The organism is Nonomuraea sp. NPDC052265 (assembly GCF_044547985.1).
Classification (GTDB): Bacteria; Actinomycetota; Actinomycetes; order Streptosporangiales; family Streptosporangiaceae; genus Nonomuraea.
Map to the genome: position 1 here is coordinate 112,045 of NZ_JBIUBJ010000016.1, position 23,375 is coordinate 135,419.

General features: G+C 71.3%; 23 protein-coding genes. 11 read left to right on the forward strand and 12 right to left on the reverse strand.

Annotated features, from left to right (window positions below; translation table 11 throughout):
* Positions 1 to 75: 75 nt before the first annotated feature.
* Positions 76 to 984, reverse strand: coding sequence for a hypothetical protein (locus ACIHAD_RS35555; RefSeq protein WP_397359100.1), 909 nt, complete (start codon positions 982 to 984; stop codon positions 76 to 78).
* A 157-nt stretch (positions 985 to 1,141) separates the two neighbouring features.
* On the opposite strand from ACIHAD_RS35555, the gene ACIHAD_RS35560 reads away from it, so the two are divergent.
* From ACIHAD_RS35560 to ACIHAD_RS35575, 4 genes are all read left to right on the forward strand, one after another.
* Complete coding sequence (locus tag ACIHAD_RS35560; protein ID WP_397359101.1) at positions 1,142 to 1,810, forward strand: TetR/AcrR family transcriptional regulator; 669 nt, start codon at positions 1,142 to 1,144, stop codon at positions 1,808 to 1,810.
* 65 nt (positions 1,811 to 1,875) lie between these two features.
* Positions 1,876 to 2,841: an LLM class F420-dependent oxidoreductase gene (locus ACIHAD_RS35565; RefSeq protein WP_397359102.1), complete on the forward strand. Its 966-nt coding sequence runs from the start codon at positions 1,876 to 1,878 to the stop codon at positions 2,839 to 2,841.
* On the forward strand, positions 2,841 to 4,259 hold the full coding sequence (locus ACIHAD_RS35570) for an amidase (protein WP_397359103.1): 1,419 nt from the start codon (positions 2,841 to 2,843) through the stop codon (positions 4,257 to 4,259). The genes ACIHAD_RS35565 and ACIHAD_RS35570 overlap by 1 nt, the downstream gene beginning before the upstream one ends.
* Positions 4,260 to 4,324: 65 nt before the next feature.
* On the forward strand, positions 4,325 to 4,669 hold the full coding sequence (locus ACIHAD_RS35575; protein ID WP_397359104.1) for a YkvA family protein: 345 nt from the start codon (positions 4,325 to 4,327) through the stop codon (positions 4,667 to 4,669).
* 16 nt (positions 4,670 to 4,685) lie between these two features.
* On the opposite strand, the gene ACIHAD_RS35580 is transcribed toward ACIHAD_RS35575, so the two are convergent.
* From ACIHAD_RS35580 to ACIHAD_RS35595, 4 genes are all read right to left on the reverse strand, one after another.
* The gene (locus ACIHAD_RS35580; RefSeq protein WP_397359105.1) at positions 4,686 to 5,882 is read right to left on the reverse strand and encodes an amidohydrolase family protein; all 1,197 of its coding nucleotides are present in this window, start codon (positions 5,880 to 5,882) and stop codon (positions 4,686 to 4,688) included.
* 156 nt (positions 5,883 to 6,038) lie between these two features.
* Complete coding sequence (locus ACIHAD_RS35585) at positions 6,039 to 6,782, reverse strand: tyrosine-protein phosphatase (RefSeq protein WP_397359106.1); 744 nt, start codon at positions 6,780 to 6,782, stop codon at positions 6,039 to 6,041.
* Between the two features lie 10 nt (positions 6,783 to 6,792).
* A complete protein-coding gene (locus ACIHAD_RS35590; protein ID WP_397359107.1) occupies positions 6,793 to 7,614 on the reverse strand; it encodes an SURF1 family protein in 822 nt (273 codons plus the stop codon).
* Between the two features lie 33 nt (positions 7,615 to 7,647).
* Positions 7,648 to 8,127 carry a winged helix-turn-helix transcriptional regulator gene (locus ACIHAD_RS35595; RefSeq protein WP_397359108.1) on the reverse strand — a complete coding sequence of 160 codons (480 nt, stop codon included), beginning with the start codon at positions 8,125 to 8,127 and terminating at the stop codon, positions 7,648 to 7,650.
* Positions 8,128 to 8,185: 58 nt separating this feature from the next.
* On the opposite strand from ACIHAD_RS35595, the gene ACIHAD_RS35600 reads away from it, so the two are divergent.
* Genes ACIHAD_RS35600 through ACIHAD_RS35610 form a run of 3 tightly spaced genes read left to right on the forward strand, consistent with a single transcriptional unit; the run spans position 8,186 to position 10,305 of the window.
* Entirely contained in the window at positions 8,186 to 8,698 is a 513-nt protein-coding gene (locus ACIHAD_RS35600) for a GNAT family N-acetyltransferase (RefSeq protein WP_397359109.1), read from the forward strand.
* On the forward strand, positions 8,695 to 9,294 hold the full coding sequence (locus ACIHAD_RS35605; protein WP_397359110.1) for a TetR/AcrR family transcriptional regulator: 600 nt from the start codon (positions 8,695 to 8,697) through the stop codon (positions 9,292 to 9,294). Before ACIHAD_RS35600 ends, ACIHAD_RS35605 begins: the two co-directional genes overlap by 4 nt.
* Positions 9,295 to 9,327: 33 nt before the next feature.
* The gene (locus ACIHAD_RS35610; RefSeq protein ID WP_397359111.1) at positions 9,328 to 10,305 is read left to right on the forward strand and encodes an NAD(P)-dependent oxidoreductase; all 978 of its coding nucleotides are present in this window, start codon (positions 9,328 to 9,330) and stop codon (positions 10,303 to 10,305) included.
* Here ACIHAD_RS35610 and ACIHAD_RS35615 read toward each other — a convergent pair.
* On the reverse strand, positions 10,277 to 10,579 hold the full coding sequence (locus ACIHAD_RS35615; protein ID WP_397359112.1) for a hypothetical protein: 303 nt from the start codon (positions 10,577 to 10,579) through the stop codon (positions 10,277 to 10,279). The genes ACIHAD_RS35610 and ACIHAD_RS35615 overlap by 29 nt on opposite strands.
* 124 nt (positions 10,580 to 10,703) lie before the next feature.
* Between ACIHAD_RS35615 and ACIHAD_RS35620 the strand changes: the two genes are divergently transcribed.
* Positions 10,704 to 12,116 (forward strand): methyltransferase, encoded by a 1,413-nt coding sequence (locus tag ACIHAD_RS35620; protein WP_397359113.1) that lies wholly within the window; start codon positions 10,704 to 10,706, stop codon positions 12,114 to 12,116.
* Between the two features lie 256 nt (positions 12,117 to 12,372).
* On the opposite strand, the gene ACIHAD_RS35625 is transcribed toward ACIHAD_RS35620, so the two are convergent.
* From ACIHAD_RS35625 to ACIHAD_RS35635, 3 genes are all read right to left on the reverse strand, one after another.
* Entirely contained in the window at positions 12,373 to 15,378 is a 3,006-nt protein-coding gene (locus tag ACIHAD_RS35625) for an AfsR/SARP family transcriptional regulator (protein ID WP_397359114.1), read from the reverse strand.
* Between the two features lie 253 nt (positions 15,379 to 15,631).
* Positions 15,632 to 16,276, reverse strand: coding sequence for a GNAT family N-acetyltransferase (locus ACIHAD_RS35630; protein WP_397359115.1), 645 nt, complete (start codon positions 16,274 to 16,276; stop codon positions 15,632 to 15,634).
* Between the two features lie 141 nt (positions 16,277 to 16,417).
* Positions 16,418 to 17,704 carry a pyridoxal phosphate-dependent aminotransferase gene (locus tag ACIHAD_RS35635; protein ID WP_397359116.1) on the reverse strand — a complete coding sequence of 429 codons (1,287 nt, stop codon included), beginning with the start codon at positions 17,702 to 17,704 and terminating at the stop codon, positions 16,418 to 16,420.
* A gap of 79 nt (positions 17,705 to 17,783) precedes the next feature.
* On the opposite strand from ACIHAD_RS35635, the gene ACIHAD_RS35640 reads away from it, so the two are divergent.
* The 3 genes from ACIHAD_RS35640 to ACIHAD_RS35650 are packed head-to-tail and all read left to right on the forward strand — an operon-like array spanning position 17,784 to position 20,398.
* Positions 17,784 to 18,719, forward strand: coding sequence for a LysR family transcriptional regulator (locus ACIHAD_RS35640; RefSeq protein WP_357973829.1), 936 nt, complete (start codon positions 17,784 to 17,786; stop codon positions 18,717 to 18,719).
* A 9-nt stretch (positions 18,720 to 18,728) separates the two neighbouring features.
* Entirely contained in the window at positions 18,729 to 19,400 is a 672-nt protein-coding gene (locus ACIHAD_RS35645; protein WP_397359117.1) for a ribonuclease HII, read from the forward strand.
* A gap of 17 nt (positions 19,401 to 19,417) precedes the next feature.
* The gene (locus tag ACIHAD_RS35650; RefSeq protein ID WP_397359118.1) at positions 19,418 to 20,398 is read left to right on the forward strand and encodes an LLM class flavin-dependent oxidoreductase; all 981 of its coding nucleotides are present in this window, start codon (positions 19,418 to 19,420) and stop codon (positions 20,396 to 20,398) included.
* A 59-nt stretch (positions 20,399 to 20,457) separates the two neighbouring features.
* Here ACIHAD_RS35650 and ACIHAD_RS35655 read toward each other — a convergent pair whose 3' ends face one another.
* The 3 genes from ACIHAD_RS35655 to ACIHAD_RS35665 all read right to left on the reverse strand — a co-directional run bounded on the left by ACIHAD_RS35655 (position 20,458) and on the right by ACIHAD_RS35665 (position 23,334).
* Positions 20,458 to 20,844: an SCO5389 family protein gene (locus ACIHAD_RS35655; RefSeq protein ID WP_125640462.1), complete on the reverse strand. Its 387-nt coding sequence runs from the start codon at positions 20,842 to 20,844 to the stop codon at positions 20,458 to 20,460.
* A gap of 77 nt (positions 20,845 to 20,921) precedes the next feature.
* Positions 20,922 to 21,851, reverse strand: a complete 930-nt coding sequence (locus ACIHAD_RS35660) for an ATP-binding protein (protein ID WP_397359119.1) — start codon at positions 21,849 to 21,851, stop codon at positions 20,922 to 20,924.
* Positions 21,852 to 21,951: 100 nt separating this feature from the next.
* Positions 21,952 to 23,334, reverse strand: coding sequence for an LCP family protein (locus ACIHAD_RS35665; protein WP_397359120.1), 1,383 nt, complete (start codon positions 23,332 to 23,334; stop codon positions 21,952 to 21,954).
* Positions 23,335 to 23,375 lie beyond the last annotated feature (41 nt).

Sequence of the window (23,375 nt, forward strand, 5' to 3'; positions counted from 1 at the left end):
GACGCCGTACGAGTGTGCGGCGTCCTTCGCCTTTTCATGGAGAGTCGCGCCCGCGGGAACGGCGGGCGGGGCCTGTCACCGGAACAGGATGTCCCAGTGGCTGCTCTCGTTGGCGAAGACGGTTCCGGTGGCGGAGCGGTAGAGCGCGGAGCCGTCGCCGCGGACGCCCGCCTTGCGGTGGTGCCTGGTGATGTAGCGGTCGATGCACGCGTTGTGCGTGATGTCGAGCTTGTAGCCGTTCCCGTGGCTGTACTGGCCGGCCGCGTGGCCCGCCTCCGTGCCGCCGGTCACCATGACCGGGCAGCCGCTGTCATGCTTGAGGTCGATGATCCGGGCGATCGTGCCGGCCCTTACGGAGTCGAGCGAGGTGCAGTGGTGCATGTAGCGGCTCGTACAGTTGCCGGACGACTTCGTCCGCAGGCCCGAGCTCTTCAGCCAGCGGGCGGCCAGGGCGTGGGTCATGTGCATCGCCGCCTGCCTGGGCAGCACGCGTGCCAGATCAAGCTGAGATCGCTTCTGAGCCCTCTGCGGACGGCTCTGGGGCGCCATGGCCTCCTCGACGCTCGCGGGCCTCGTGGCGGCTTCTGAGCGCTCGGCGCGGTCCTGGGTGCTCGTCTGCTCGACGAACGCCTCCTCGGCCTCGGCCCAGGCGTCCTCCGTCTCCTCGGAGTCCTCCTTCCACAGTTGCGACTTGGCGGTCGCGGGGGGCGTCTGGTGCTGCTCGACCTGGTATGTCTCCGCCAGGGCCGCCTCCACGGCGGCCTGCCGGATGTTCGTCCACGGTCCGTCGATCCCCTCCGGGAACCACAGGGACAGGTCGATCCCTCCGGTCTCGTCAGGACGGTTGAACGGTGTTGGCGCCTGAGCCCGCTCTCCACCTGATGGGTGGGAGGCGGCGGAAGCAGCCGACGCCAGCGCGATTATGGTGATCTGAATGCCGAGGAGCGCCACCACGAAGGTGCGCGCTGTTCCACGTATCCACATGTCGATGCCTTTTCGCGGAAAAGAGCCCTTCCGCCTGAAACGACAATCCCACCATTCCCAGGAGATAACTCATGTCTCATAGTCATCTTTGCCCTGTGGCGGCGATCACCGTGCCACTCCATGACCCACCACGCTTTCAAGACGTAAAGTGACGAACGTGTCCGAAGCCCGAAACAGAGGATCGGAGAGCACCCGAGAGGTCATCGTCGAGACGGCCTTGCGACTGTTTCGTGAGCGGGGCTTCGACGCGACGACCATGCGCGCCATCGCCGCCGAGGCAGGGGTGTCAGTGGGCAACGCCTACTACTACTTCGAGAGCAAGGAGGCGCTGATCCAGGCCTATTACGACCGCGCGCAGGCCGAGCACGAGCAGGCCTGCCGGGAGTTCCTGGCCACGGAGAGGTCGTTCGCCGCGCGGCTGAGCGGGGTGTTGTGCGAGTGGGTGCGGGTGTCGGAGCCGTACCACGAGTTCGCGGTGAAGTTCTTCAAGCACGCGGCCGAGCCGACGAACCCGCTGAGCCCGTTCAGCGCCCAGTCGTCGCCGGCGCGGGAGGCGTCCATCGGGATCTACCGCGAGGTGGTCGAGGGGTCGAAGGACCGGATGAACGCCGAGCTGCGGGCGGAGCTGCCCGAGTTGTTGTGGTTGTTGTCGATGGGCATGGTGCTGTTCTGGGTGCACGACACCTCGCCGGGGTGCGTGCGGACGTACCGGCTGATCGAGGTGACGGTGCCGCTGGTGGACCGGCTGGTGGGGTTGTCGCATCTGCCCGGGTTGCAGGGGATCGCGAAGGACTTCATCGCGGCGGTGCACGAATTGCGGGCCTAGGGGCTCCTTGTAGTGACATACCGCTTGGTATGGTCGGCTCACCGTCGCCGAACCGGAGGCCCTGAATGACGCCGAACTGGGGCATGACCATCCCCTTCTACGACCGTTCCCTGGCGAAGTCGCAAGAGCTGATCGCGGAGCTGCCGGGCCTCGGCTACACCGACGCCTGGTCGGCCGAGGTCAACGGGACCGACGGGTTCGTCCCGCTGGCGCTGGCCACGCAGTGGGCTCCGGGGATGAGGCTCGGGAGCGCGATCGTCCCGGTCTCCACGCGGGGGCCGGGGCTGCTGGCCATGTCCGCGGCCACCCTGGCCGACCTGGCGCCCGGCCGGTTCGTGCTCGGCATCGGCTCGTCCTCGTCGGCGATCGTCGAGCGGTGGAACGCCGGGGAGTTCGCCAAGCCGTACGCGCGGACCCGCGACACGCTGCGTTTCCTGAGGAAGGCGCTGGCGGGGGAGAAGGTCTCCGAACGGTACGAGACGTTCGAGATCAAGGGCTTCAAGCTGGAACGGGCGCCGAAGACCGCCCCCAGGATCGTGCTGGCCGCGCTGCGGCCCCGGATGTTGCGCCTGGCCGCCGAGGAGGCCGACGGCGCGATCACCAACTGGCTCGCCCCCGAGGACGTGCCCAAGGTGCGTGCCGAGATCGGCCCGGACACCGAGCTGATCGCCCGCCTGTTCGTCTGCGTGAGCGAGGACGCCGACAAGGTGCGCGAGATGGCCCGGTGGATGCTGGCCAGTTACCTGACCGTCCCCGCGTACGCCGCCTTCCACGACTGGCTGGGCCGGGGAGAGGTGCTGCGTCCCATGCACGAGGCGTGGGCGGCGGGCGACCGTCAGGCCGCGCTCAAGGCCATCCCGGACGAGGTGGTCGACGCCCTCGTCGTGCACGGCGACGCCGCCACCTGCCGGGCCAGGATCCGCCAGTACGTCGCCAACGGCCTCGACACGCCGGTGCTCGCGCCCATCCCCGGCGGCGAGGTGCCGATCGAGCAGGCCGTACGCGACCTGGCCCCGGTCCGGGAGGGTTGATGGACGACGTGCTGCGGCTCGACGCCGTAGGGCAGGCCCAGGTGGTCAGGGACGGGCAGGTGTCGGCCCGCGAGCTGGCCGAGGCCGCCGTCGCCGCCATCGAGGCCCACGACGGCGAGCTCAACGCCGTCGTCCACCGGCGGTTCGAGCGGGCGCTGGCCGAGATCGACGCCCTGCCGGCGGACGCGCCCTTCCGCGGCGTGCCGATCCTGCTCAAGGACCTGGGCTGGCGGCAGGCGGGCGAGCCGTACGGCGCGGGCTCGCGGGTGCGCGACGGCCTGGACGACGCCCAGGACGGCCATGGCGTCGTCCGCCTGCGCCGGGCCGGTTTCGTGGTGCTGGGCCGGACGAACACCCCCGAGTTCGGCAGCACGGTCACGACCGAGCCGGCGGCGTTCGGCCCCACCCGCAACCCCTACGACCCGGCGTACTCGGCGGGCGGGTCGAGCGGCGGCTCGGCGGCGGCGGTGGCCGCGGGCATGGTCGCGCTGGCCACGGCGAGCGACGGCGGCGGCTCGATCCGCGTCCCGGCCTCGCTGTGCGGCCTGGTGGGGCTCAAGCCGACGCGCGGCCGGCTGAGCATGGGCCCGTCCGCGGGCGAGGGCTGGAGCGGCTTCTCCTGTCCCGGGTTCGTGAGCAGGACCGTCCGCGACACGGCGGCCGGGCTGGACGCGGTCTCCGGCTACGAGCCGGGCGACCCCTACGACGCCCCCGCGCTGCCCGGCCCGCTGACCGCCGAACTGCACGCCGACCCCGGACGGCTGCGCGTCGGCTTCCTGACCGCCCACCCGAGGCAGGACGTGCCCGCCGATCCCGACCTGGCCGAAGCCGTCACCCGGGCGGCCGCGCTGCTGGAGAGCCTCGGCCACGACGTGGCCCCCGGCGGCCCGAGGGCGCTCGCCGAACCCGAATTCGCCCGACATTTCGGTGCCATCGTCGCCAACAACCTTGCCGCGCACGTGGCGAGCCTGGGCGCGGCCCGCGGCAGGCCGGTGGAGCTGGAGGAGCTCGAACCGCGCAACGCGGCCATGGTCGAGGCGGCCCGCGTCAACAGCGCGGCCGACCACATCCTGGCCACCCAATGGGTGGACGGCTTCCGCCGCCGCATGGCCTCCTGGTGGGCCGAGGGCAACGACCTGCTGCTGATGCCGTCGTCGGGGGCGGCGCCGTTCCCGCTCGGCTGGATCCCGCCGGCCGACCTCAGCACCGCCTTCGGCAGGACCGCGCAGGTGGTGGCCTACACCTCGCCGATCAACGCGACCGGCCAGCCCGCGATCTCGCTGCCGCTGCACAGGAACGCGGCGGGGCTGCCGGTCGGCGTGCAGCTCGTGGCGGCGGCCGGCCGGGAGGATCTGCTGATCCGGGTGGCCGCGCGGATCGAGCAGGTCAGGCCGTTCGAGCACGCCGCCATGCGGTGATCGTCAGGAACCCCTCACCCGGGCGACGCGTTATGTCGTGAGAAGCCGGGGGTAGGAGGATCCGCATGATGGCGAAGGCAGCACGGGCAGCGGCGGCGTGGCGGACGTACCGCGAGGTGACCAAGCCTGGCACGCCGGGGATGATGACCAGGGTACGGGCGATCCCGCGCATGATCGGCGCGGTCACGCGCGGCCGCTACGACGGCATGGGCAAGGGCAAGCTCGCCCTGATGGCGCTCGGCGTGGTCTACATCCTGTCGCCGATCGACGTCATCCCCGACTTCCTGGTGCTCATCGGGGTGGCCGACGACTTCGGCGTGTTCCTGTGGCTGATCGCCTCGCTGCTGGGCGAGAGCGGTCGCTACGTCGAGCACGAGCGCAGGACCATCCAGGGGCGGCTGGAGGACTAGAACCGGGCGGATCCGGCTAGATCTCCTCCATCCGCAACCAGGCGCGCGAGGGCAGCGGGTGCCCGAACAGGCGGGCCGCGTTGCCGTAGGCGACCCTGGCGATGTCGGCGGGCGGAAGCGCGCCGAGGTTGCCGGCCACGGCCTTCTGGGTGTCGGGCCAGGTCGAGTCGGAGTGCGGATAGCCGCTCTCCTGCAGCACGTGGTCGAGGCCGACCGCGAGGCGCACGCCTGAGAGCGCGTGGTCGTCGAGCGTGCCGAAGAAGAAGTTGCGGCGCAGCACCTCGCTGGGCTTGAGGCCGCCGTCCCAGGCGGCCTCGCCCGCGACCGGGTGGTCGAGCGCGTAGTCGGCGCGCTCGGCCAGCATCGGCAGCCAGCCGACCCCGCCCTCGACGATGAGGATGCGCAGCCCGGGGAAGCGCAGCGGCAGGCCCGACCAGAGCCAGTCGGCGCAGGCGAACATGGCGCTGGTGGGCATCAGCGTGGTGATCGCCTCGATGGGCGTGTCGGGCGAGGGCACGGGCGACCAGGAGGAGTCGCCGGTGTGCAGGGCCACGACCGTGCCGGTCTCCTCGCAGGCGGCGAAGAACGGGTCCCAGTGGCCGGTGTGGATCGACGGCAGCCTGAGCCTGGTCGGGAACTCGGGGAAGACCACGGCCTTGAAGCCGCGGGCGGCGTTGGCCCTGATCTCCTTGGCGGCGATGTCAGGATCGGGCAGCCAGGGCAGTTGCAGGCCGATGATCCGCTCGGGGTAGGTGCCGGCCCAGACGTCGATGTGCCAGTCGTTCCACGCCTTGACCAGGGCGAGGCCGAGCTCCTGGTCGCGGGTCCTGGCGAACGGCATGCCCGCCTGGCCGGCCAGCATGCCGGGGAAGCAGAGCGCGGCCCAGATGCCCGCGACGTCCATGTCCTGGACGCGGGCCTCGATGTCGTGGCAGCCGGGACGCATCTGCTCGAACCTGACCGGGTCGAGCGTCCACTGCTCGCGCGGCAGCCCGGCGCCCACGTCGATGCCCGCGCACGGGTACGTGGCCCCGCCGTAGCGCCAGACCTGGTGACCGGCTTCCGTCTCCACGACCTTGGGGGCGACGTCGGCGTATTTCTCCGGGAGCCTGTCCTCGAAGAGGTCAGGAGGCTCGATCAGGTGATCGTCGGCAGAGATGATCACATAGTCGCGCCGCCGGGGGTCAGGGTCGGGGAGCAGCGGCGTAGTCACGCAGGTAACCGTACGACGACGGCATAACGTCGAACAAGCTGCGACGTATCCGTTGGGTATCCATGCATTCGTACCCGGGACCGCCTGGAGGGGGATGCGGCGATCCCGGGCCGTGGGGTCCTTGAGGATGCTGCCCCTTGCGGACCCCGGCGCCTTCTACCCGCGGGAGATCGAGTCAGTCAGGAGATTTTCGCGGAGTTCGGCGATGGTGGGCCGGTCGACCTGGAGGACGCCGGTGACGTAGCGCTCGACGGAGCCGTGCCGCTCGATCAGGTCGTCCAGGAACAGGCGCATGGCCCGGGCGGGGGCCCGGCCGAACCCCGGCCACATCGGGGCGTCCGGGTGCCTCGCGCGCCAGTCGGCGACGAAGTGCTCGGTCGCCAGGCCGGTCAGGGCGTAGTCGGCGACGATGTCGTCCTCGGCCACGCCGACGAGCGAGAGGATCAGCGCGGTCAGCAGACCGGTACGGTCCTTGCCCGCCGCGCAGTGGATGACGACCGGCGCGTTGTCCTCGGCGGCGACCGTCTCCACGGCGGCGCGCAGGTTCTCCACGCCGTCCTCGGTCACCTCCAGGTACCGGTCGGCGAGGTAGCGTTCGACGCCGATCTCCTCGCTGAACTCGGCGATGTTCCAGCGGCGGCCCTCGACCGGCAGGTTCCGGTAGCGCAGCCCCTCGGTGTCCGGCACCCGGCCGGCCTTCTCGATCTCGGAGGGATCCCTCAGGTCGATGACGGTGCGCACGCGCAGCGCGTGGAAGGCGTGCAGGTCGTCGCCGGCCAGCCAGCCCAGGGAGTCGGCCCGGTAGAGCCGCTGCCACCGGACGGTGCGCCCGTCCTCGGTGGCATATCCACCTACGTCACGAAAGTTGCGGAGATTGGTGAACTCAATGTGGCGGATCACCCTTCACACCTTAATTGGCGGCGGTTTCCGCCTCCTGGGACGCCACGGGTTCGCCGGAGGGTTTTCCGGACCTCCGTTCGGCCACCTCGCGCCGGATCAGCATGATCCAGCCGCCGATGGCGATGCCGATGAACAGCCACCACTGGACCCCGTAGGCCAGGTTGAGCCCGCCGCCGGAGCCGACGTCGGGCGCGGGCACCGGGGCGGGCGCGGACGCGGGCTCCGGCTGCTGCCCGGTGAGCTCGACATAGCCGCCCACCAGCCGGTACGGCCACCTCTGCCCGATCTTGCCCGGGTCGATCAGCAGCACCTGGCCGTCCGGCAGCCCGGACCGCTCGCGGATGCCGGTGGAGTCTTCGGTCTCGCTCTGACGTAGCCGTCCGGTGACAGTTACCTGTCCGCTGGGCGGGGCGGGCACCGGGGGAGTCGCGTCGGCGCTGGCGGCGGCCGGGATCCAGCCGCGGTTGACGATCACGGCGGTGCCGTCGCCGGTGACCAGGGGGGTCAGGACGTAGAAGCCGTTGTGGCCCTCCTGCGGGCGGCGGCGTACGAGCAGGCCGTGGGCGGCGTCGTACGTGCCGGAGGCGACGACCGTGCGGTAGCGGTCGCCCTCGCCGACCTGGCGGCCGGGAGCCGTGAGCCGGTCGAGCGGGACGGCGGCGGCCTCGATGTTGGAGGTCACCCTGTCCTTGTTGTCGGACCGCTCCTCGAATCGCCCGAACTGCCACCTGCCCAGGAACACGAAGGCGGGGATGACAAGGAGCACCACGACGTGGAGCGCCAGCCACCGGGGCGTCAGCAGGAACCGGTACACGCCTTCAAGGTTAGGCACCGGGGCGGGTGCTCCCTCACGCGGCCGGCCCGCTCAGACGCTCCGGAGCCCGGGGCCCGAGCCGGGCACCGGCGTCACCTCGCGCGGACCGGCCACCTCGTGGCCCTCGGCGCAGCGGAAGCGCAGCTCCACGGGGGCGCCGCAGTCGCGGTGGGTGAGCAGCACCGGCGGGCCCTCCTCGTCGGCCAGGTATCTGTCACCCCAGTGCATGAGCGCGACGAGCAGCGGATAGAGGTCGCGGCCCTTGTCGGTCAGCCGGTATTCGTCGCGCTGGCGCTGGCCGGGCTCGCGGTAGGGCTCCTTGCGCAGCAGGCCCTCGTCGACCAGCCGGGCCAGGCGCGCGCTGAGCACCTGGCGGGGGGCGCCGGTGATCGCCTGCATGTCGGCGAAGCGCCGCACGCCGCTGAACGCCTCGCGCAGCACCAGGAAGGTCCACTTCTCGCCGACGATGTCCAGGGTGCGCTCGATCGAGCAGTTGTCCACCCGGAAGCCCAATCGGAACGGCACGTTCATCTCCACATCATATCTGAGTTCAATTGACAGACTCAGCTCTGACGGGCAGGCTGAGTCTATGCACGGAACCCAGATCCGCCCGGTCCGCCCGGACGACGAGGAACGGATCAGACGCTTCCTGGCGGGGTTGTCGCTGCACACGCGGACGCTGCGGTTCTTCACCGGCGTGACCGTCCCGGCCGCCCACCTCGTACGCACCCTGCTGACCCTGGACGAGCGCCGCGACGCGCTCGTGGTCACCGCCGAGGACGAGATCGTCGGGCACGCCATGAGCTACCGGGGCGGCTGCGCCGACGTCGAGATCGCCGTCGTCGTGGCCGACCGCTGGCAGGGGTACGGGCTCGGCCCGCGGCTCGTCGACACCTTGTTGCTCAGGGCCGCCGTGCGGGGTGCGCGTACCGTGGGGATGGACGTGCTGGGCGAGAACCGGCGGGTGCTCAGGCTCGTCCGCAGGCTGTGGCCGGACGCCCGGATGAGGGTCGCGTCCGGGACGGTCGAGGTGACCGCTATGATCGATCTGGCCGGAGTATTTGCGGAACAAGGTTCTGGTAGCACACCATTGACAGCGTGAAGAGTGTCAAGAACGGACGCGACGGCCGCACCCGCATCATCGAGGGTGCCCTCCGCCGCTTCAGCCAGGACGGTGTCTCGGCCACCACGCTGGCCAGTCTGCGCGAGGAGAGCGGTGTAAGCGTCGGCAGCTTCTACCACCACTTCGCCAGCAAGGAACATGTCTACGGCGTCCTCTACGCCGAGATCCTCGACTCCTACCAGCAGGCGTTCCTCGCCGAACTCGTCGAGCACGACGACGCCCGCGCCGGCATCGAGGCCGTGGTCGCCTTCCACATGCGCTGGGCCGGCGAGCACCCCGAGCGGGCCAGGCTCCTGGTCAGCGAGCGTCCGCCGCGCAAGCACGAGCCGGGCGGCGCCGAGGTCGCCGAGGCCAGGCGGGCCTTCTTCCGCCAGGTCTCCGACTGGTGGAAGCCGCACATGAAGAACGGGCGGCTCCAGCCCGTCCACGCCACCATGTGCTACGTCCTGTGGCTCGGGCCGGCGCAGGAGATGTGCCGCCTGTGGTTCGCCGGGGCGCACACCCCGACCGAGGAAGAGATCAAGGGCCTGGGCGAGGCGGCCTGGCAGAGTCTCCGCCAGCGCGGGGAGCAATGATCTGAGTACCGTCTGTGGTGTTATTGTCCAAATGTGAGAAGACCTCGGGCTCTGGTACTGCCCGACCTGCCGCAGAGCGCGCTCGCCCGTCTGGGCGAGGTCGCCGACGTGGCCGAGGCTCCTCCGCGGCCCAGCGTCGGCTTCACCGACGAGCAGCTCGCCGACCTGGTCATCGAGACCGGCGCGAACGTGCTCATCACCGACGGCGACCAGGTTCGCACCTCGGTTCTCGGACTGCACATCGACATCGTGGCCAGTCTGGGCGCCCCCACGGGCGTGGACCTGCGCCTGGCCGCCGAGCGCGGGGTCACCGTCCTGCACGCCCCCGACCGCGACCCGGAGGCGGTGGCCGAGCTGACGCTCGCGCTGCTGTTCGCGGTCAGCAGGAACATCGTCACGGCCGACCGTGAGGTGCGCAGGGGCCGGGCGCACCGCGGCAGGGTGCCTCCCGCCCAACGCCACCGAGGCAGACGGCTCACCGGCCGCACGCTGGGCATCGTGGGCCTCGGCCGGATCGGCCGGGCCATGCGCTGGCGCTGCCAGGGGCTGGGCATGCGGGTGGTCACCTGCGATCCGTACGTCCCCGAGGCCACGCACAGCCTGCCCGCGCTGCTGGCGGAGGCCGACGTGGTGTCACTGCACGTGCCGCTGACCCCGGACACGAGGGGCTTCTTCGGCTACAGCGAGTTCGGCGCGATGCGCCAGGGGGCGATCTACCTCAACACCTCACGCGGAGCCCTGCACGACCTGACCGCCCTGGTGGACGCGCTGCGCCAGGGCCAGGTCGGCGGCGCCGGGCTCGACCACTTCGAGGGCGAATGGCTCGATCCGGCCCATCCGCTGACCAGGCTGCCGAACGTGGTGCTCACGCCCAGGCTGGGCGAGGCCACGGGGGAGAGCCTGGAGGAGCTGGCCGAGGCGCTGGTGGAGGACATCGCGCGGTTGCTGCGCGGCGAGCCGCCCGCGTACGCGTACGCGCCGGTCAGGCCGGTTGCCGGATCCGCGTCCTGACCTGCCAGCGGGAGCGGTCGAGGGAGATGTCCAGCCGCAGGTCGCCGCGCTGCCTGCACAGGCCGGGCACGCGCAGCCGATCGTGCACGTCGAACCTGCCGCGCGAGGGATAGCCGAACCCCAGCTCGCCGGGCAGCACCCGTAGGTCGTCGCGGTTGCCGCAGCGCGGGCAGGTCCACGAGACCAGGTCCAGGCCCCGGTTGTAGTCGGAGCAGGCGTTGAAGTACTCGTCGGGCCCGAATCGCGATTCGCAGGCCAGGCAGGGGATCAGCATGGGGGCGCGCTCCTCGGTGCGGCGTCTTGCACCCTTAGAGATACCGCCACCCACTTGTCCATGGCTTGCAGAACGCTTGGGCACGTAAGTAGCAGTATGAGCACTGTCGGTGGCTGGTGAAAGGATGGTGTCCGTGGAACGACTGCGCCATCACCTCCTGGAAACCGGCTACACGATCGACGGCGTCCGCGACCGGCTCGGCGCCATGGCGGCCTCGGCCCTGGCGCGGGAGGAGCTCGTCCCGGCCCTGCGGGCGACCGCCGACGGCGACCCCCTGGCGACACTGATCAGGCTCTGGTGGCTCGGCGTGCCGGTGCCGGCCAGGTCCGTGCCGGCCGCGGTCCTGGAGTCGGGCCTGGTGTCGGCCGACGGCGACCTGATCAGGGCGACCGTGCACCTCCAGCCGTGGGAGACCGGCGGCTACGTGGTCTCCGACCGCAAGGTCCGGCCCGGCGACCCGGCGCTGCGGCCCGACCACGTCGTGGGGGCGGGCGGCGCCTCGGCCAACCTGGCCCAGCTCGTCACCCGGCGCGCCGTACCGCGCGCGCTCGACCTCGGCACGGGCTGCGGCGTCCAGGTGCTCCATCTCGACGGCCGGGCCGAGCGGGTCGTGGCGACCGACCTCAACCCGCGCGCCGTCGAGCTGGCCCGGCTGAGCTGGGAGCTGTCCGGTGTGTCGGGCGTCGACGCCCGCGTGGGGTCGATGTTCGAGCCGGTCGAGGACGAGCTGTTCGACCTGGTCGTCAGCAACCCGCCGTTCGTCATCGCCCCCGGGGCAGAGCGCACGCTGACCTACCGCGAGTCCGGCGGCGACGCCGACGACTTCTGCCGCGACCTCGTCCGCCGCACCCCGCGCCACCTGGCGCCCGGCGGGCAGGCCCACTTCCTGGCCAACTGGCTGCACGTCGAGGGCGAGGACTGGCACGACCGGGTCGGCGGCTGGCTGCGCGAGACCGGCTGCGACGCCTGGGTCGTCCAGCGCGACGTCCAGGACCCGGCCGAATACGTCGAGCTGTGGCTCAAGGACGCCGCCGAGCAGGGCACCAAGGGCTACACCGACCACTACGACCGGTGGCTGGCCTGGTTCGACGAGCGCAAGGTCGAGGGCATCGGCTTCGGCTGGATCACCATGCGCAACTCGGGCACGTTCGACCCGGTCGTGCGCGTGGAGCACCTGCCCCACCAGGTGGCCCTCCCGGTCGGCGACTACGTCGACGACGTGCTCGACTCGATCGCCGCCGCCCACCGGGCCGCCGACCTCGACGCGGCGCTGCCGCGTACGGCCGAAGGGGTCCTCGACGAGCGCGTCGGCCTGCCCGGCGCCGAGGACCCGATCCGCATCGTGCTGCGCCAGACGCAGGGGCTGCGGCGCAGCAGGGAGGTCGGCACCGTCGAGGCCGCGCTGGCCGGCGTGTGCGACGGCGAGCTGGCGCTCGGGCCGCTGCTCAACGTGATCGCCGAGCTGGTCGGCGACGGCGAGATCCCCAACGCCGACGCGATCCGGCCCCTCATCGCCGAGGGCTATTTCCTGCTTTGATTCACCGTTGATCCGACGTTGACCCCCCGGGTGGAGGCTCTTGACCGAGACGCGGGCCTGGGGGGTTCGAAGGCCCCGCGTCGAGTCCGGCCGGTCGTCTGTGTGAGGCGGCTAGCCGTCACGCGAAGCATCCGGATGACCGGGCCCCCTGGCGACGCGTGGCGGTCAGGACGACCGGCCGGGCTGCCATCGGCATTGACGAAGGACAGCCTTGATCAACCATGTGTGGATGACACGTCTGGACGACGAGCTGTACTCAGGACTCGACGACGGACCGTTCGACGGCGAAGCCGTCCAGCAGGAGTTTCAGGTCGCCGGCCTCGGGGGCGCCGAGCCTGGTGAAGACGTCGTAGGCCTGCCGGAGGCAGTCGAGGCTCCGCGCGGACCTGCCGAGCCCGCGTAGGGCCCGGCCGAGCACGGTGAGCGAGAGCGCCTCGCCGTACGGGTGGCCGATCTCGCGCGAGACCACGAGGGCCTGCTCGGCGTGGCGTACGGCGTCGGGGTAGCGCCCGGCGGCGATGAACGTCTCGGCCAGCCGGGAGCACACGCGCTGCTCCCAGACCCGCTGCTTGCTGGAGCGGAAGAAGGCCAGGCACTCGGCGTGGTGGTGCACCGCCTCGGCGAGCCGGCCGACCCGGCTGAGCACGATGCCCAGGTGGTAGCGGGCGCGGGCGGTGCCGGCGCCGCTGCCGATCTCGGTGAAGATGGCCAGGCCCTTCTCCGCCGCGGCGATGGCGTCGTCGGCGTGGCCGAGGCCCAGATGGTCGCGGGCCGAGTAGCTCAGCACCAGGGCCTCGCCGGCGGGGACGCCGTTCTCGCGGTAGTAGCGGGAGGCGGCGTCGAACAGGGTCAGGGCCTCGGTGTGGCGGCGCTGCCGGCCGACGACGACGGCCAGCGCGTTGAGCACCTCGCCGGTGACGATCTTCTCGTGGCGGGCCTCCGAGAGCTCGTACACGCGGCGGAAGTGCGTCTCGGACTCCGAGAGCCGGTTGCTCGCGAACAGCACCCGGCCCAGCACGTAACGCGAGCGCAGCTCGCTCGCCTCGTCGTCCAGGCTCAGCGCGGCGGCGAGCGCCGCGCGGGTGCCCTGGTCGAACTCGCGGGTGTGGGTACCGGCCTCCAGCAGCGGTTCCATGGCCACCAGCATGTCGGCGGCGGGCAGGAGTTGCTCGCCGGTGGGCGAGGTGGTGGCGGCCTGGTTGATGGCCGCGAACAACGAGTCGCCCTCGGAGATCAGCCAGGCCACGGCCTCGTCCACGGAGGTGAAGGTGAGCCCGTTGCCGACCACGGCCAGGTTGTCGGGGATCATGCTGCCCTCGTAGGCCAGCTGATGGGCGGACCGGGACGAGGCCAGGTAGAAGCCGAGCAGCCGGCGCAGCGCCAGCGACTTGTCCTCGGGGCGCTCGGTCTTGTCCAGGGTGCGCCTGGCGAACAGCCTGAGCAGGTCGTGGAAGCGATAGCGGCCGGGCGCGGTGGCCTCCAGGAGGCTCATGTCGACCAGCGACTCCAGCAGCTCCTCGGCCTCGTACATGGTCATCGCCAGCACGGCCGCGGCGGCCCCGATCGAGATGTCGGGGCCCTTGGGCAGGGACAGCAGGCGGAAGGCGCGGGCCTGGGCGGGTTCGAGCTGGCCGTAACCGAGCGCGAACGTGGCCTCGACGGCCAGGTTGCCCACGCGCAGCTCGTCGAGGCGGCGCTGTTCGTCGGCCAGCCTGGGCACCAGCGAGGCGACCGTCCAGGAGGGGCGGGCGGCCAGCCGCGCGGCCACGATCCGTACGGCCAGCGGCAGGAAGCCGCAGGCCGCGACCACGTCCATGGCGGCGCCGTGCTCGGCCGCCACCCGTTCGGGCCCGGCCACGGACGAGAACAGCGACAGCGCCTCGTCCGGCTCCATGACGTCGAGGTCGATCAGCCTGGCCGCGGGCAGGTCGGCCAGCTTGGCCCGGCTGGTGACGATCGTCGCGCAGCCCGGCGAGCCCGGCAGCAGCGGGCTGACCTGGTCGGCGTCGCGGGCGTTGTCCAGCAGCACGAGGATGCGCCGGTCGGACAGCAGCGAGCGGTAGAGCGCCGAACGTTCGGCCAGGCCGTCGGGGATGACGTCCGGCGGGATGCCGAGCGCGCGCAGGAAGCCGCCGAGCGCCGACTCCGGAGCGGTCACCTCGTCGCTGTGGCCGCGCAGGTCGGCGTAGAGCTGGCCGTCGGGGAACAGGTCGCCGGCCGCGTGCGCCACGTGGACGGCCAGCGTGGTCTTGCCGACGCCGCCGATGCCGCACAGCGCCACCACCGGCACCCCCTCCGCCGACGACTGCGACGACAGCAGGGTGCGGACGCGGACGGCCACCTCCTTGCGCCCGGTGAAGTCGTTCACCGCGGCGGGGAGCTGGGCGGGACGCGGCAGTTCGAGCGCGGGCGGCTCCTCCTCGGCCTCGGGCTCGTCGGCGGCCTGCTCGGCGGAGGCGGACGGGGGAGGCGCGAGGGCGAGCGCCGGGTCGGCGGCCAGGATGCGCTGGTGCAGCGTGGCCAGCTCGCTGCCGGGTTCGATGCCCAGCTCGTCGATCAGCGCCTCGCGCGTCTCGGTGAACACGTTGAGGGCGTCGCCCTGCCGTCCGCAGCGGTAGTAGGCCAGCATGAGCTGGGCGCGCAGCCGTTCGCGCAGCGGGTGCTCGGCGGTGAGCGCGATCAGCTCGGACACGACCGCGGCGTGGGCGCCCAGCTCCAGGTCGAGGTCCATGAGCGTCTCGATGACGCTGACGCGGCGCTCGGCCAGGCGGTCGCGCTGGTGCTCGGCGTACGGGCCGACGGCGCCGGCCAGCGGCTCGCCCTCGAACAGGATGAGCGCGGATCGCATGCCCTCGGCGGCGGCGGAGAGCCGGCCGGACTTGCGCGCGGACTCGGCCTCGGCGATGCCGCGTTCGAAACGGGTCAGGTCGAGGGCGTCGTGCGGCAGGCGGAGCGCGTAGCCCCGGCCGATGGAGGTCAGGAGCTCGGGACGGGATCGGGCGGGCCTGCCGGGTTCGAGGACCGTGCGCAGGCGGGAGACGTACGTGCGCAGCGCGCCCAGGGCGCGGGGCGGCGCGTCCTCGCCCCACACGGCGTCGATCATCTCGGCGGGCGTGACCGCCCGGCCCTCCCGCAGGAGCAGCATGCCGAGGATGGAGCGTTGCAGCGGGGTGCCCAGGTCGAGTTCCTGCCCCTCGCGCCACGCGCGGACGGGACCGAGCACGGCGAACCGCAGCCCGCCCTCAATGCTCTGACCAGCCATGCCGTCTGTCTCCTGGGCAATGGGACGATTTGTGACCAAATGATAGATCCAGCACTACTCACCACCTAGAGCTGGGCTGATCGCCGAACGACCCGTTGATCCGCCTTTGATCCGGTGTTGACCACGCCTCCGCATGCTGATGGTGGGCCGGACATGACACACCGACACGGGGGCGTGTCATGTAGAGCCGATGGGGACGCCGAAAAATACAGGCCCCGCCCGGAAAGTATGGGCGGGGCCGTTGCCGATGTTCCTACGCTGCCTCTACCAGTCCGAGCCGCATGGCCAGCCGTTCTCGGACGAGCGGCCATTCGGAGTTCAGGATCGAGTAGAAGGCCGTATCTCGGACCGTGTTGTCGGCGCCTCGGCTTTCCGCTCGCCGCACCCCGTCGAAGTGTGCACCGAGGGCCTCGATGGCGGCCCGGGATCGAACGTTCCTGACATCTGCCTTGAGTGTGATGCGGTGGACGTTCCAGGTCTCGAAGGCGAGCGAGAGCATGAGGAACTTGCTCTCCCGGTTGACGCCCGTGCCCTGGGCGCAGGCGCCCAGCCAGGTGTAACCGATGTCCGCCACGGACGGGATGTCGCCCACCGCACCCCGTGTACCCGGAGGCCAGGGCATGGGCCCCTGCCAATACTCCAGGTGCATGAGACGGGTGGCACCGACCACGCGGTCGGTGTTCAGCCACCGGATGGCGAAGGGCAGCGTGCGGCCCTCCGCCTGCTCAGCCATGGCGGCCTCCACATAGGAGACCATCTCGTCCCGGCCGTCCGGGACGCGAGTGAAGGCGTAAGTGGAGCGGTCTTCACTCGCCGCGGCGACGAGATCGTCGATCACCGCGTGGCTGAGAGGTTCCAGGCGCACGGAGCGCCCGGACAAGGTGACAAGAGCGGGCATGAGCACATGATGAGGCTCGCGCGGGGCGCGTGTAACCAGGCTCTCGATACCATCTTTCCCGGGTTTCTGAATGGGCGGTGTTTCCGCAGGTCAGAGGGCTGATTTGGTGGATGGTAAACCAGCTCTTGGGGAAAGATTCGCCTAACCGTGACATGGCGCCGGCACCAGCGCCGGGTGCCGTTCACCGACGACGCCGTGACGGACCAGTGAGAGCTCCTTCAGACCCATGGACAGATGGTCCAGATTTGCTGCGATCCACGGGAGTTGAAGGGGATCGGTGCTGGTCAGGGCGGTTATGCGTTCTTCTGGAGTGTCGCCGTAGAGCAGGCTCACCGCCACGCGGACGCGGGCGGCCGCCGGGTCGTCGCCGAAGGCGTGTCCGGGAAGGACGCCGATGCCGTGATCGTCCAGCAAGATCCTGGTGATGTCGGCCGAGCCGCCCAGCCTGAGGTGGCTCAGATCGGGATAAAGGTAGAAGCCTCCCTGAGGTCGCGGCACCGAGGCGCCGATCTCCGTGAACCGCTCGTGGACGGCCCGCGCCACGATGCCGTGCAACCGGCGGCTGGCGGCGACGCGGTCGGTCAGCTCGTGGGGCTCGTCGAAGGCGTAGGCCGCGGCCTCCTGGACGGGCGCGGCCGGCGCCGACCAGATCTCGCTGGCCACGGCCAGCAGCCGGGTACGCAGCGCGTGCGCGCCCTCCGGCAGCCGGGCCACGCCGATCCGCCACCCGCCGAGCGCCAGGCTCTTGCTGAGCCCGGTGGTGATGATCGTGCGCTCGGGTGCTAGGTCGGCCGGCGAGGTGAGGACCGCCGAGTCGTCGTGCACCAGATCGCGGTAGATCTCGTCGGAGATCACGATCAGGTCCAGCTCGCGCGCCACGGCCACCAGGCGGCCGATGGTCTCCGGCCGCGCCAGCCGGCCGGTGGGGTTGTCGGGCAGCGTGACCAGCAGGGAGCTGACGGTCCTGCCCTCTGCCCGCGCCCGGCGGACCGCCGTGACGACCAGGTCCGGGTCGGGGACCCCGCCCTCTCCTGGCGGTGCGGGCACCAGGATGGGACGTGAGCCCACCAGATCGGCCTGCGCGGCGTAGCTGACCCAGCTGGGCATGGGCAGGACGATGTCGCCGCCGATCGCCAGGAGCAGGCCGTACAGCAGCGATTTGCTGCCCGGTCCGCAGACGACCAGCTCGGGGTCCGTCAGGAGCCCCCGTCGTGTCCAGTAGCCCGCTGCCGCGGCCCGGAGCCCGGACGCCCCCGCGACCGGCCCGTAGCCGTTGCGCTCGGAGGCGGCGGCCAGCTTGTCGCGCAGCGCCGGGTGGACGGGCAGACCGGCCTCGCCGAAGGCCAGGTGCAGCACGCGTTCCCCGGCGCGCCGTCTTCGTTCGATGTCTTCGTTCGCCGCCAAGGTGGCGGACAAGGTCACGGTCATGTTTGTCACGTTCCCAGCGTGGTTGTATGAAGGCATCAGCACAAGCGAGGCTTTTTGTGGGTAGGCGTAAGGAAGTCTGATGCTCGAATTCCGGCGTTTGGCGTTGATCTGCGAGTTCGCTCGCCGGGGCAGCATCGCGGCCGCCGCCGAGTCCCTGGGCTACAGCCCGTCGGCCGTCTCCCAGCAGCTCGCGGCGCTGGAACGGGAGACCGGCACCGCGCTGATCGACAGAACCGCGCGCAGCGCGGAGCTGACCGACGCGGGCCGTCGGCTCGTCCAGCACGCCGAACGCATCCTGTCAATGGTCGAGGAGGCCGAGTCCGACCTCTCCGCCCATGCGGGCACCCCCTCGGGGCGCGTCGTCGTCACCGCCTTCCCCACAGCGGCCGTGGCATTCGCGCCGGCGCTCGCGCGTTCACTGCGCCGCCACACCGAGCTGACGCTCCGCCTGGGCCAGAGCAGGTCGGGACGGGGGATGCGGGAGGTCCAGTCGGGCGAGGTGGACATCGCCCTCGTGGACGACTGGTACGGCTCGGTCCGCGAGAGCGAGAGCCTGCGGGTCTTCCCCCTGCTCCGCGACCCCATCGTGCTCGTCGTGCCGCGCAGGCACCGGCTGGCCGACCCCGGCGTGCCGCTCGACCTGCGCGAGCTGCGCGACGAGCCGTGGATGGCCACCCCCGACGGCGAGCCCTCGCGCCTGGCCGTCGACCGGCTGTTCGTGGACGTCGGCGGCACCCGGCCGACGCCCTGGGAGTTCGAGGGCCTGGGGACGATCCTCTCGCTCGTCGCCAAGGGCATCGGCATCGCCGCGGTGCCCGCGCTCGCGCTGGCCGCCGGGGTGCGGGGGTTGTCGGTGCGGGAGTTCCCCGGCAACCCGGTAGGCCGCGACGTGCACGCGGTGGCCCGCAGGTCCAGCGTGCACCGGCCGTCGGTGTCGGTGACGTTGCGGGCGATCCACGTGGCCGCCCGGTACATCGCGGGCGATCTGGAGCCGGTGACGCCGGCCGAGCGGTAGCGTCTGCGCATGGCGCCGACGTACGAGATCGAGCAGCTCCTGCTGTCCATGCCGAGCACCCGCACGGTCGCGGGCGTGGACGAGGTGGGCAGGGGCGCCTGGGCGGGGCCGGTGACGGTCTGCGCCGTCGTGACCGACCTGTCCGAGCCGCCGCCCGGCCTGACCGACTCCAAGCAGGTCTCGGCCGCCAAGCGCGGCCCGCTCGCCGGCGAGCTGACCGCGTGGGCGGCCGGCATCGGGTTCGGCGAGGCGAGCCACGCCGAGATCGACGCGCTCGGCATGACCGAGGCGCTGCGCAGGGCCGCCCGCCGGGCGCTCGAAGCCCTGCCGGTGCGTCCCGACGCCGTGATCCTCGACGGCAAGCACGACTACATCGGCGCTCCCTGGCCGGTCCGCCTGGAGATCAAGGGCGACGCGGCCAGCGTCTCGGTCGCGGCGGCCTCGGTCCTGGCCAAGGTGCGGCGGGACGCGTACATGGGGGTGATCGGGCATGAGGAGTACGGCTTCGCGGAGAACGCCGGATATCCCTCGCCCGCGCACCAGGAGGCCCTGGCCCGGCTCGGCCCCACGCCGCACCACCGGCTTTCCTGGTCCTATCTGGACGACCTGCCGCAATGGCGGCATCTGAAGCAGGTCAGGGATCCGCTCGTGGGTGAAGGGCAGGCCGCGCTGTTCGGCTGAGCCGTAGGATCGGGGGAGTGCGGATCGGGATCTTCGTCATCGCGGCGGGCTTTCCCGGCCAGGATCCCGGGCGGGTCCTGCGGGACTCGGTGGAACTGATCGAGGCCGCCGAGGCGGCCGGGTTCCACGACGCCTGGATCGCTGAGCACCACTTCATGTCCTACGGCGTGTGCCCGTCGGCCGTCACGCTGGCCGCCGTGGCCGCGGGGCGTACCAGCCGGATCGGGCTCGGCACGGCGGTGAGCGTGTTGTCCTCGCAGCATCCCGTGGCGCTGGCCGAGCAGGCGGCCATGCTCCACCACCTGTCGGGCGGGCGGTTCACGCCCGGCGTCGGCAGGGGCGGCCCGTGGGTCGATCTGGAGGTGTTCGGCACCGGGCTCGACCGGTTCGAGCGGGGGTTCGCCGAGTCGCTCGACCTGCTGGTCGAGGCCCTGTCCGAGGGGGCGGTGGCGGGCGAGGGGGAGTTCTTCCGGTTCAGGGAGGTCGCCCTGGTGCCGCGGGCCCGGCTGCGGCCCGTGGTGGCGTGCACGTCGGGCTCGACGGTGGCGCTGGCGGCCGAGCGCGGGCTGCCGATGTTGCTCGGCATGCACATCGGGGACCGGGAGAAGGCCCTGCTGGTCGCCGAGCACGTCGCACGCGGCGGGAGCCCGGCGGGGCACCTGGCGGCGGGGGTGGCCCACGTGGCCGACTCCACCGAGGCGGCCGTCAGGGAGCTGAAGGAGTCGATGCCCGCGTGGCTGGGCCCCGGGCTGGCCGGTTACGTGCCGGTGGACGGCCGGCCGCGCCCCTCGCGGGACGTCACCGCCTACGTCGACCTGCTGACGCGCATCCATCCGGTGGGCTCGCCCGCCCACTGCGCCGAGGTGTTGCTGCGCACGGCCGAGAGCACCGGGATCGAGCACGTCATCCTGACCGTGGAGGGAATCGGCGACCACCGGCGGGCCCTGGAGGACGTGCGCCGCGTCGGCGCGGAGGTCCTGCCCCTTCTGAGGGGCTGAGGGGCTGAGGGGCTGAAGGGCTGACGGGCGAGCCGGGACGGCCCGGCTCGCCCGTGGGTTCAGCAGTCGACCAGCTCCGGTTTCTGGTTGAGGATCTGGGCCCGCGGAGTCACGAACTCGTCGAGGGCCTTGGTGGCCGACGGGTCGAAGACGGCGACCCGGTGGCAGTTCTGGAAGGCCAGCCGTACGCCGAAGTGGCGTTCGAGCGCGCCGCGCATCGCGTCGCTCGCCAGACACCGCAGGAGCTGGCCGCGGGCCTCCTCGGACGGCGGTGGCACCTGGTTGTCGGCGAACTCGGCTCCGCTCTGCGCGCGCTCGGTGACCAGCTCACTGATCAGCGACCACGCGTAGGGGAGCGAGTCGCGGACGCAGGCGACGAACGCGGCGTCGTCCACGTCTCCGGCTCGGGCCTGGTCCAGCAGATCGTTCGGGACGGTCAGCGACATGCTGTCTCCTCTCGAAGGGGATCGAATCTGACGTTATGTGGGAGAAGGGGATCGCTCCAGATGCCTGGAGGTGTGGTTTAGGGGCCGTAGACGAAGTCAGGATCGATCTGCTCGGCCAGGTCGGCCCCCGTGCGGGCGTTGGCCCACGCGCGGGCGTTGCGCAGGTGGAACTCCGCGGTCTGGCGGCCGAAGCGCGCCCAGTCCTTCTCCTGCGTGTCGAGGGTCTTGCACAGGACGGCGAGCGCGTCGATGTTGGCCGGCTCCAGGTCGTCGAGCGTGAAGTGGCGGCCCTGCTCCATGGCGCGCACCGCCGAGGAGTGCTCCATCCAGGTCAGCAGGTCGTCGCCGACGTGCTCGCGCAGGAACTCCACGTCGGACGGGCCGTGGACCTTGTTGCCGACCACGGCGAGCGCGACGTCGTACTTGGCGGCGTGGTCGCGGTACTGCTGGTAGACGCTCACGCCCTGCTTGGTGGGCTCGGCGACGAGGAAGGTCAGGTCGAACCGGGTGAACAGCCCCGACGCGAAGGAGTCGGACCCGGCGGTCATGTCGACCACGACGTATTCGCCCTGGCCGTCGATCAGGTGGTTGAGCAGCAGCTCCACCGCGCCGACCTTCGAGTGGTAGCAGGCCACGCCGAGGTCGTCGTCGTCGAACGGGCCCGTGGCCAGCAGGCGCAGGCCGTGGGGGGTGGTCACGGCGTAGTCGAGCGCGGCGAGGTCGTCGAAGCTCAGCAGGCGCGAGCCGCGGCCCGGCGGGGTGGTCTTGACCATGGTCTCGGCCGAGGCGATGCGCGGGTTGTCGCCGCGCAGCAGGTCTTTGAGCTCGGTGAGGTGGGCCCCGAGCGGCTCGGGCTGGGCGTCGAGGCCGAGCACCAGGGCGAGGTGCTGGTTGATGTCGGCGTCCATGACGACCACCGGGTCGCCCTGGCTCGCCACGTGCCGCGCGAACAGCGCCGAGATCGTCGTCTTCCCGCTGCCGCCTTTGCCGACGAATGCCACTCTCACGTGCGCTCCCTGAAATGACGATGAAAATCGTTTCCGTTGGGCCCGCGCACCATCATGCCACACTCCGTACACGGGTGATGGCTGTCGGAAGGGTGAGGGTTCAGCCGCAGGCGGCGTCGAGGTTGACCGGGCTCTCCGGGTCCTGGGTCGGGGCGGCGGAGTGGTGCGCGCTCGCCGACCGGTTGGCGGGGCGCTCGTCCAGGGCCTCGGAGACCTTGCGCCTGATCTGGTACCAGTCGGGCGTGACGGTGCTGATCAGCGGCGGGACGAAGCTCAGGCTCCTGATCCTGGTGTCCTTCACCTTGTCCGACAGCTCGATCAGGGCGGGTAGCAGGTCCTGGGGAACGTCGCTGGAGATGGCCCGCTTGGTGGCCGCCGCCAGCTTCTCGAAGCTCTTGAGCACGGTCATCGGATCGGCCTGCTTGGCGACCGCGTTGAGCAGGCACTTCTGGCGTCCCATGCGGACGTAGTCGTCGCTGTCGGTGCGGGACCTGCCGTACCAGAGGGCCTCCTGGCCCGACAGCTTGCGGGTGCCCGTGGGCAGCAGGCCCTCGCGGTACTTGCCGTACACGATGGGGTCCTTGACGGTGACCCGGACGCCGCCCATCGCGTCGATGATCTCGGCGAAGCCCTTCATGTCGACCATGGCGTAGTAGGGGACCGGGATGCCGAGGATGTCGCTGACGGTGCGCTTGAGCAGCGACGGGCCGCGCTTGCCCTTGGGGACACCGGGGACCATGTCCGGGTGGTCCTCGGCGTACTGGAAGATCTCGTTGAGCAGGCCGGGGGTGCTGGGGCCGTCGCCGGTGAAGCCGAAGGGGAAGCGGCTCCTGGCCGGGCCGTGCGGGAGCTGGACCTTCTGCAGGTTGCGCGGCAGGCCGAACAGGGTGGTGGCGCCGGTCTCGGTGTCCACGCTGGCCACGGTCACGCTGTCGGTGCGCACGCCGGGCCTGCCGGGGGCGGCGTCCGCGCCGATGAGGAGGAAGTTGACGCGTTTCGCGCCGTTCCACGGGTCCTGGGCGACGACGGGGGCGCTGCTGTCGGTGGTGTTGGAGAAGACGCTGCTGACGACGTCGCGGGACAGGTAGGCCAGACGGGTCGCGTACGCGGTGGGGGCCAGGACGAGCGCACAGAGGGCGGCCGCGAGCGTGGTGGTCAGGAAGCGTCCGGCGGTGTCGGAGGACTCGGGACGGACGAGCAGGAACGAACGGATGATCACCGCGGTCCAGGCGAGCGCGATCACGACCAGCGCCGCGGTGAGCACGGTGAGCCAGACCGGCTGGACCGCCAGGGACAGCAGCCGCGTGCTGAACGCCGTGAACACCGTGAGGATGCCGGCGAGCATCAGGACGTAGGCCGCCATCAGGGCGATGCCCATCCGATGGCGATGGGTGGCCAGGTGCGCCACCCCCCAGAGCGCGGCCGACGCCACCGTCAGCGCGATGCTCGCTCCTAGACCGAATTCGCGTTGTTTCCCTGTCATGCCTGGTCAAACCCCCAATGCCAGCCCATCCAAGTCACCAT

Coding starts and splice junctions, on each gene's coding strand:
- ACIHAD_RS35555 (WP_397359100.1), bottom strand. CDS start 984: ATGTGGATACGTGGAACAGCGCGCACCTTCGTGGTGGCGCTCCTCGGC.
- ACIHAD_RS35565 (WP_397359102.1), top strand. CDS start 1,876: ATGACGCCGAACTGGGGCATGACCATCCCCTTCTACGACCGTTCCCTG.
- ACIHAD_RS35570 (WP_397359103.1), top strand. CDS start 2,841: ATGGACGACGTGCTGCGGCTCGACGCCGTAGGGCAGGCCCAGGTGGTC.
- ACIHAD_RS35575 (WP_397359104.1), top strand. CDS start 4,325: ATGATGGCGAAGGCAGCACGGGCAGCGGCGGCGTGGCGGACGTACCGC.
- ACIHAD_RS35595 (WP_397359108.1), bottom strand. CDS start 8,127: ATGAACGTGCCGTTCCGATTGGGCTTCCGGGTGGACAACTGCTCGATC.
- ACIHAD_RS35600 (WP_397359109.1), top strand. CDS start 8,186: ATGCACGGAACCCAGATCCGCCCGGTCCGCCCGGACGACGAGGAACGG.
- ACIHAD_RS35615 (WP_397359112.1), bottom strand. CDS start 10,579: ATGCTGATCCCCTGCCTGGCCTGCGAATCGCGATTCGGGCCCGACGAG.
- ACIHAD_RS35620 (WP_397359113.1), top strand. CDS start 10,704: ATGGTGTCCGTGGAACGACTGCGCCATCACCTCCTGGAAACCGGCTAC.
- ACIHAD_RS35625 (WP_397359114.1), bottom strand. CDS start 15,378: ATGGCTGGTCAGAGCATTGAGGGCGGGCTGCGGTTCGCCGTGCTCGGT.
- ACIHAD_RS35630 (WP_397359115.1), bottom strand. CDS start 16,276: ATGCCCGCTCTTGTCACCTTGTCCGGGCGCTCCGTGCGCCTGGAACCT.
- ACIHAD_RS35635 (WP_397359116.1), bottom strand. CDS start 17,704: ATGACCGTGACCTTGTCCGCCACCTTGGCGGCGAACGAAGACATCGAA.
- ACIHAD_RS35640 (WP_357973829.1), top strand. CDS start 17,784: ATGCTCGAATTCCGGCGTTTGGCGTTGATCTGCGAGTTCGCTCGCCGG.
- ACIHAD_RS35645 (WP_397359117.1), top strand. CDS start 18,729: ATGGCGCCGACGTACGAGATCGAGCAGCTCCTGCTGTCCATGCCGAGC.
- ACIHAD_RS35655 (WP_125640462.1), bottom strand. CDS start 20,844: ATGTCGCTGACCGTCCCGAACGATCTGCTGGACCAGGCCCGAGCCGGA.
- ACIHAD_RS35665 (WP_397359120.1), bottom strand. CDS start 23,334: ATGACAGGGAAACAACGCGAATTCGGTCTAGGAGCGAGCATCGCGCTG.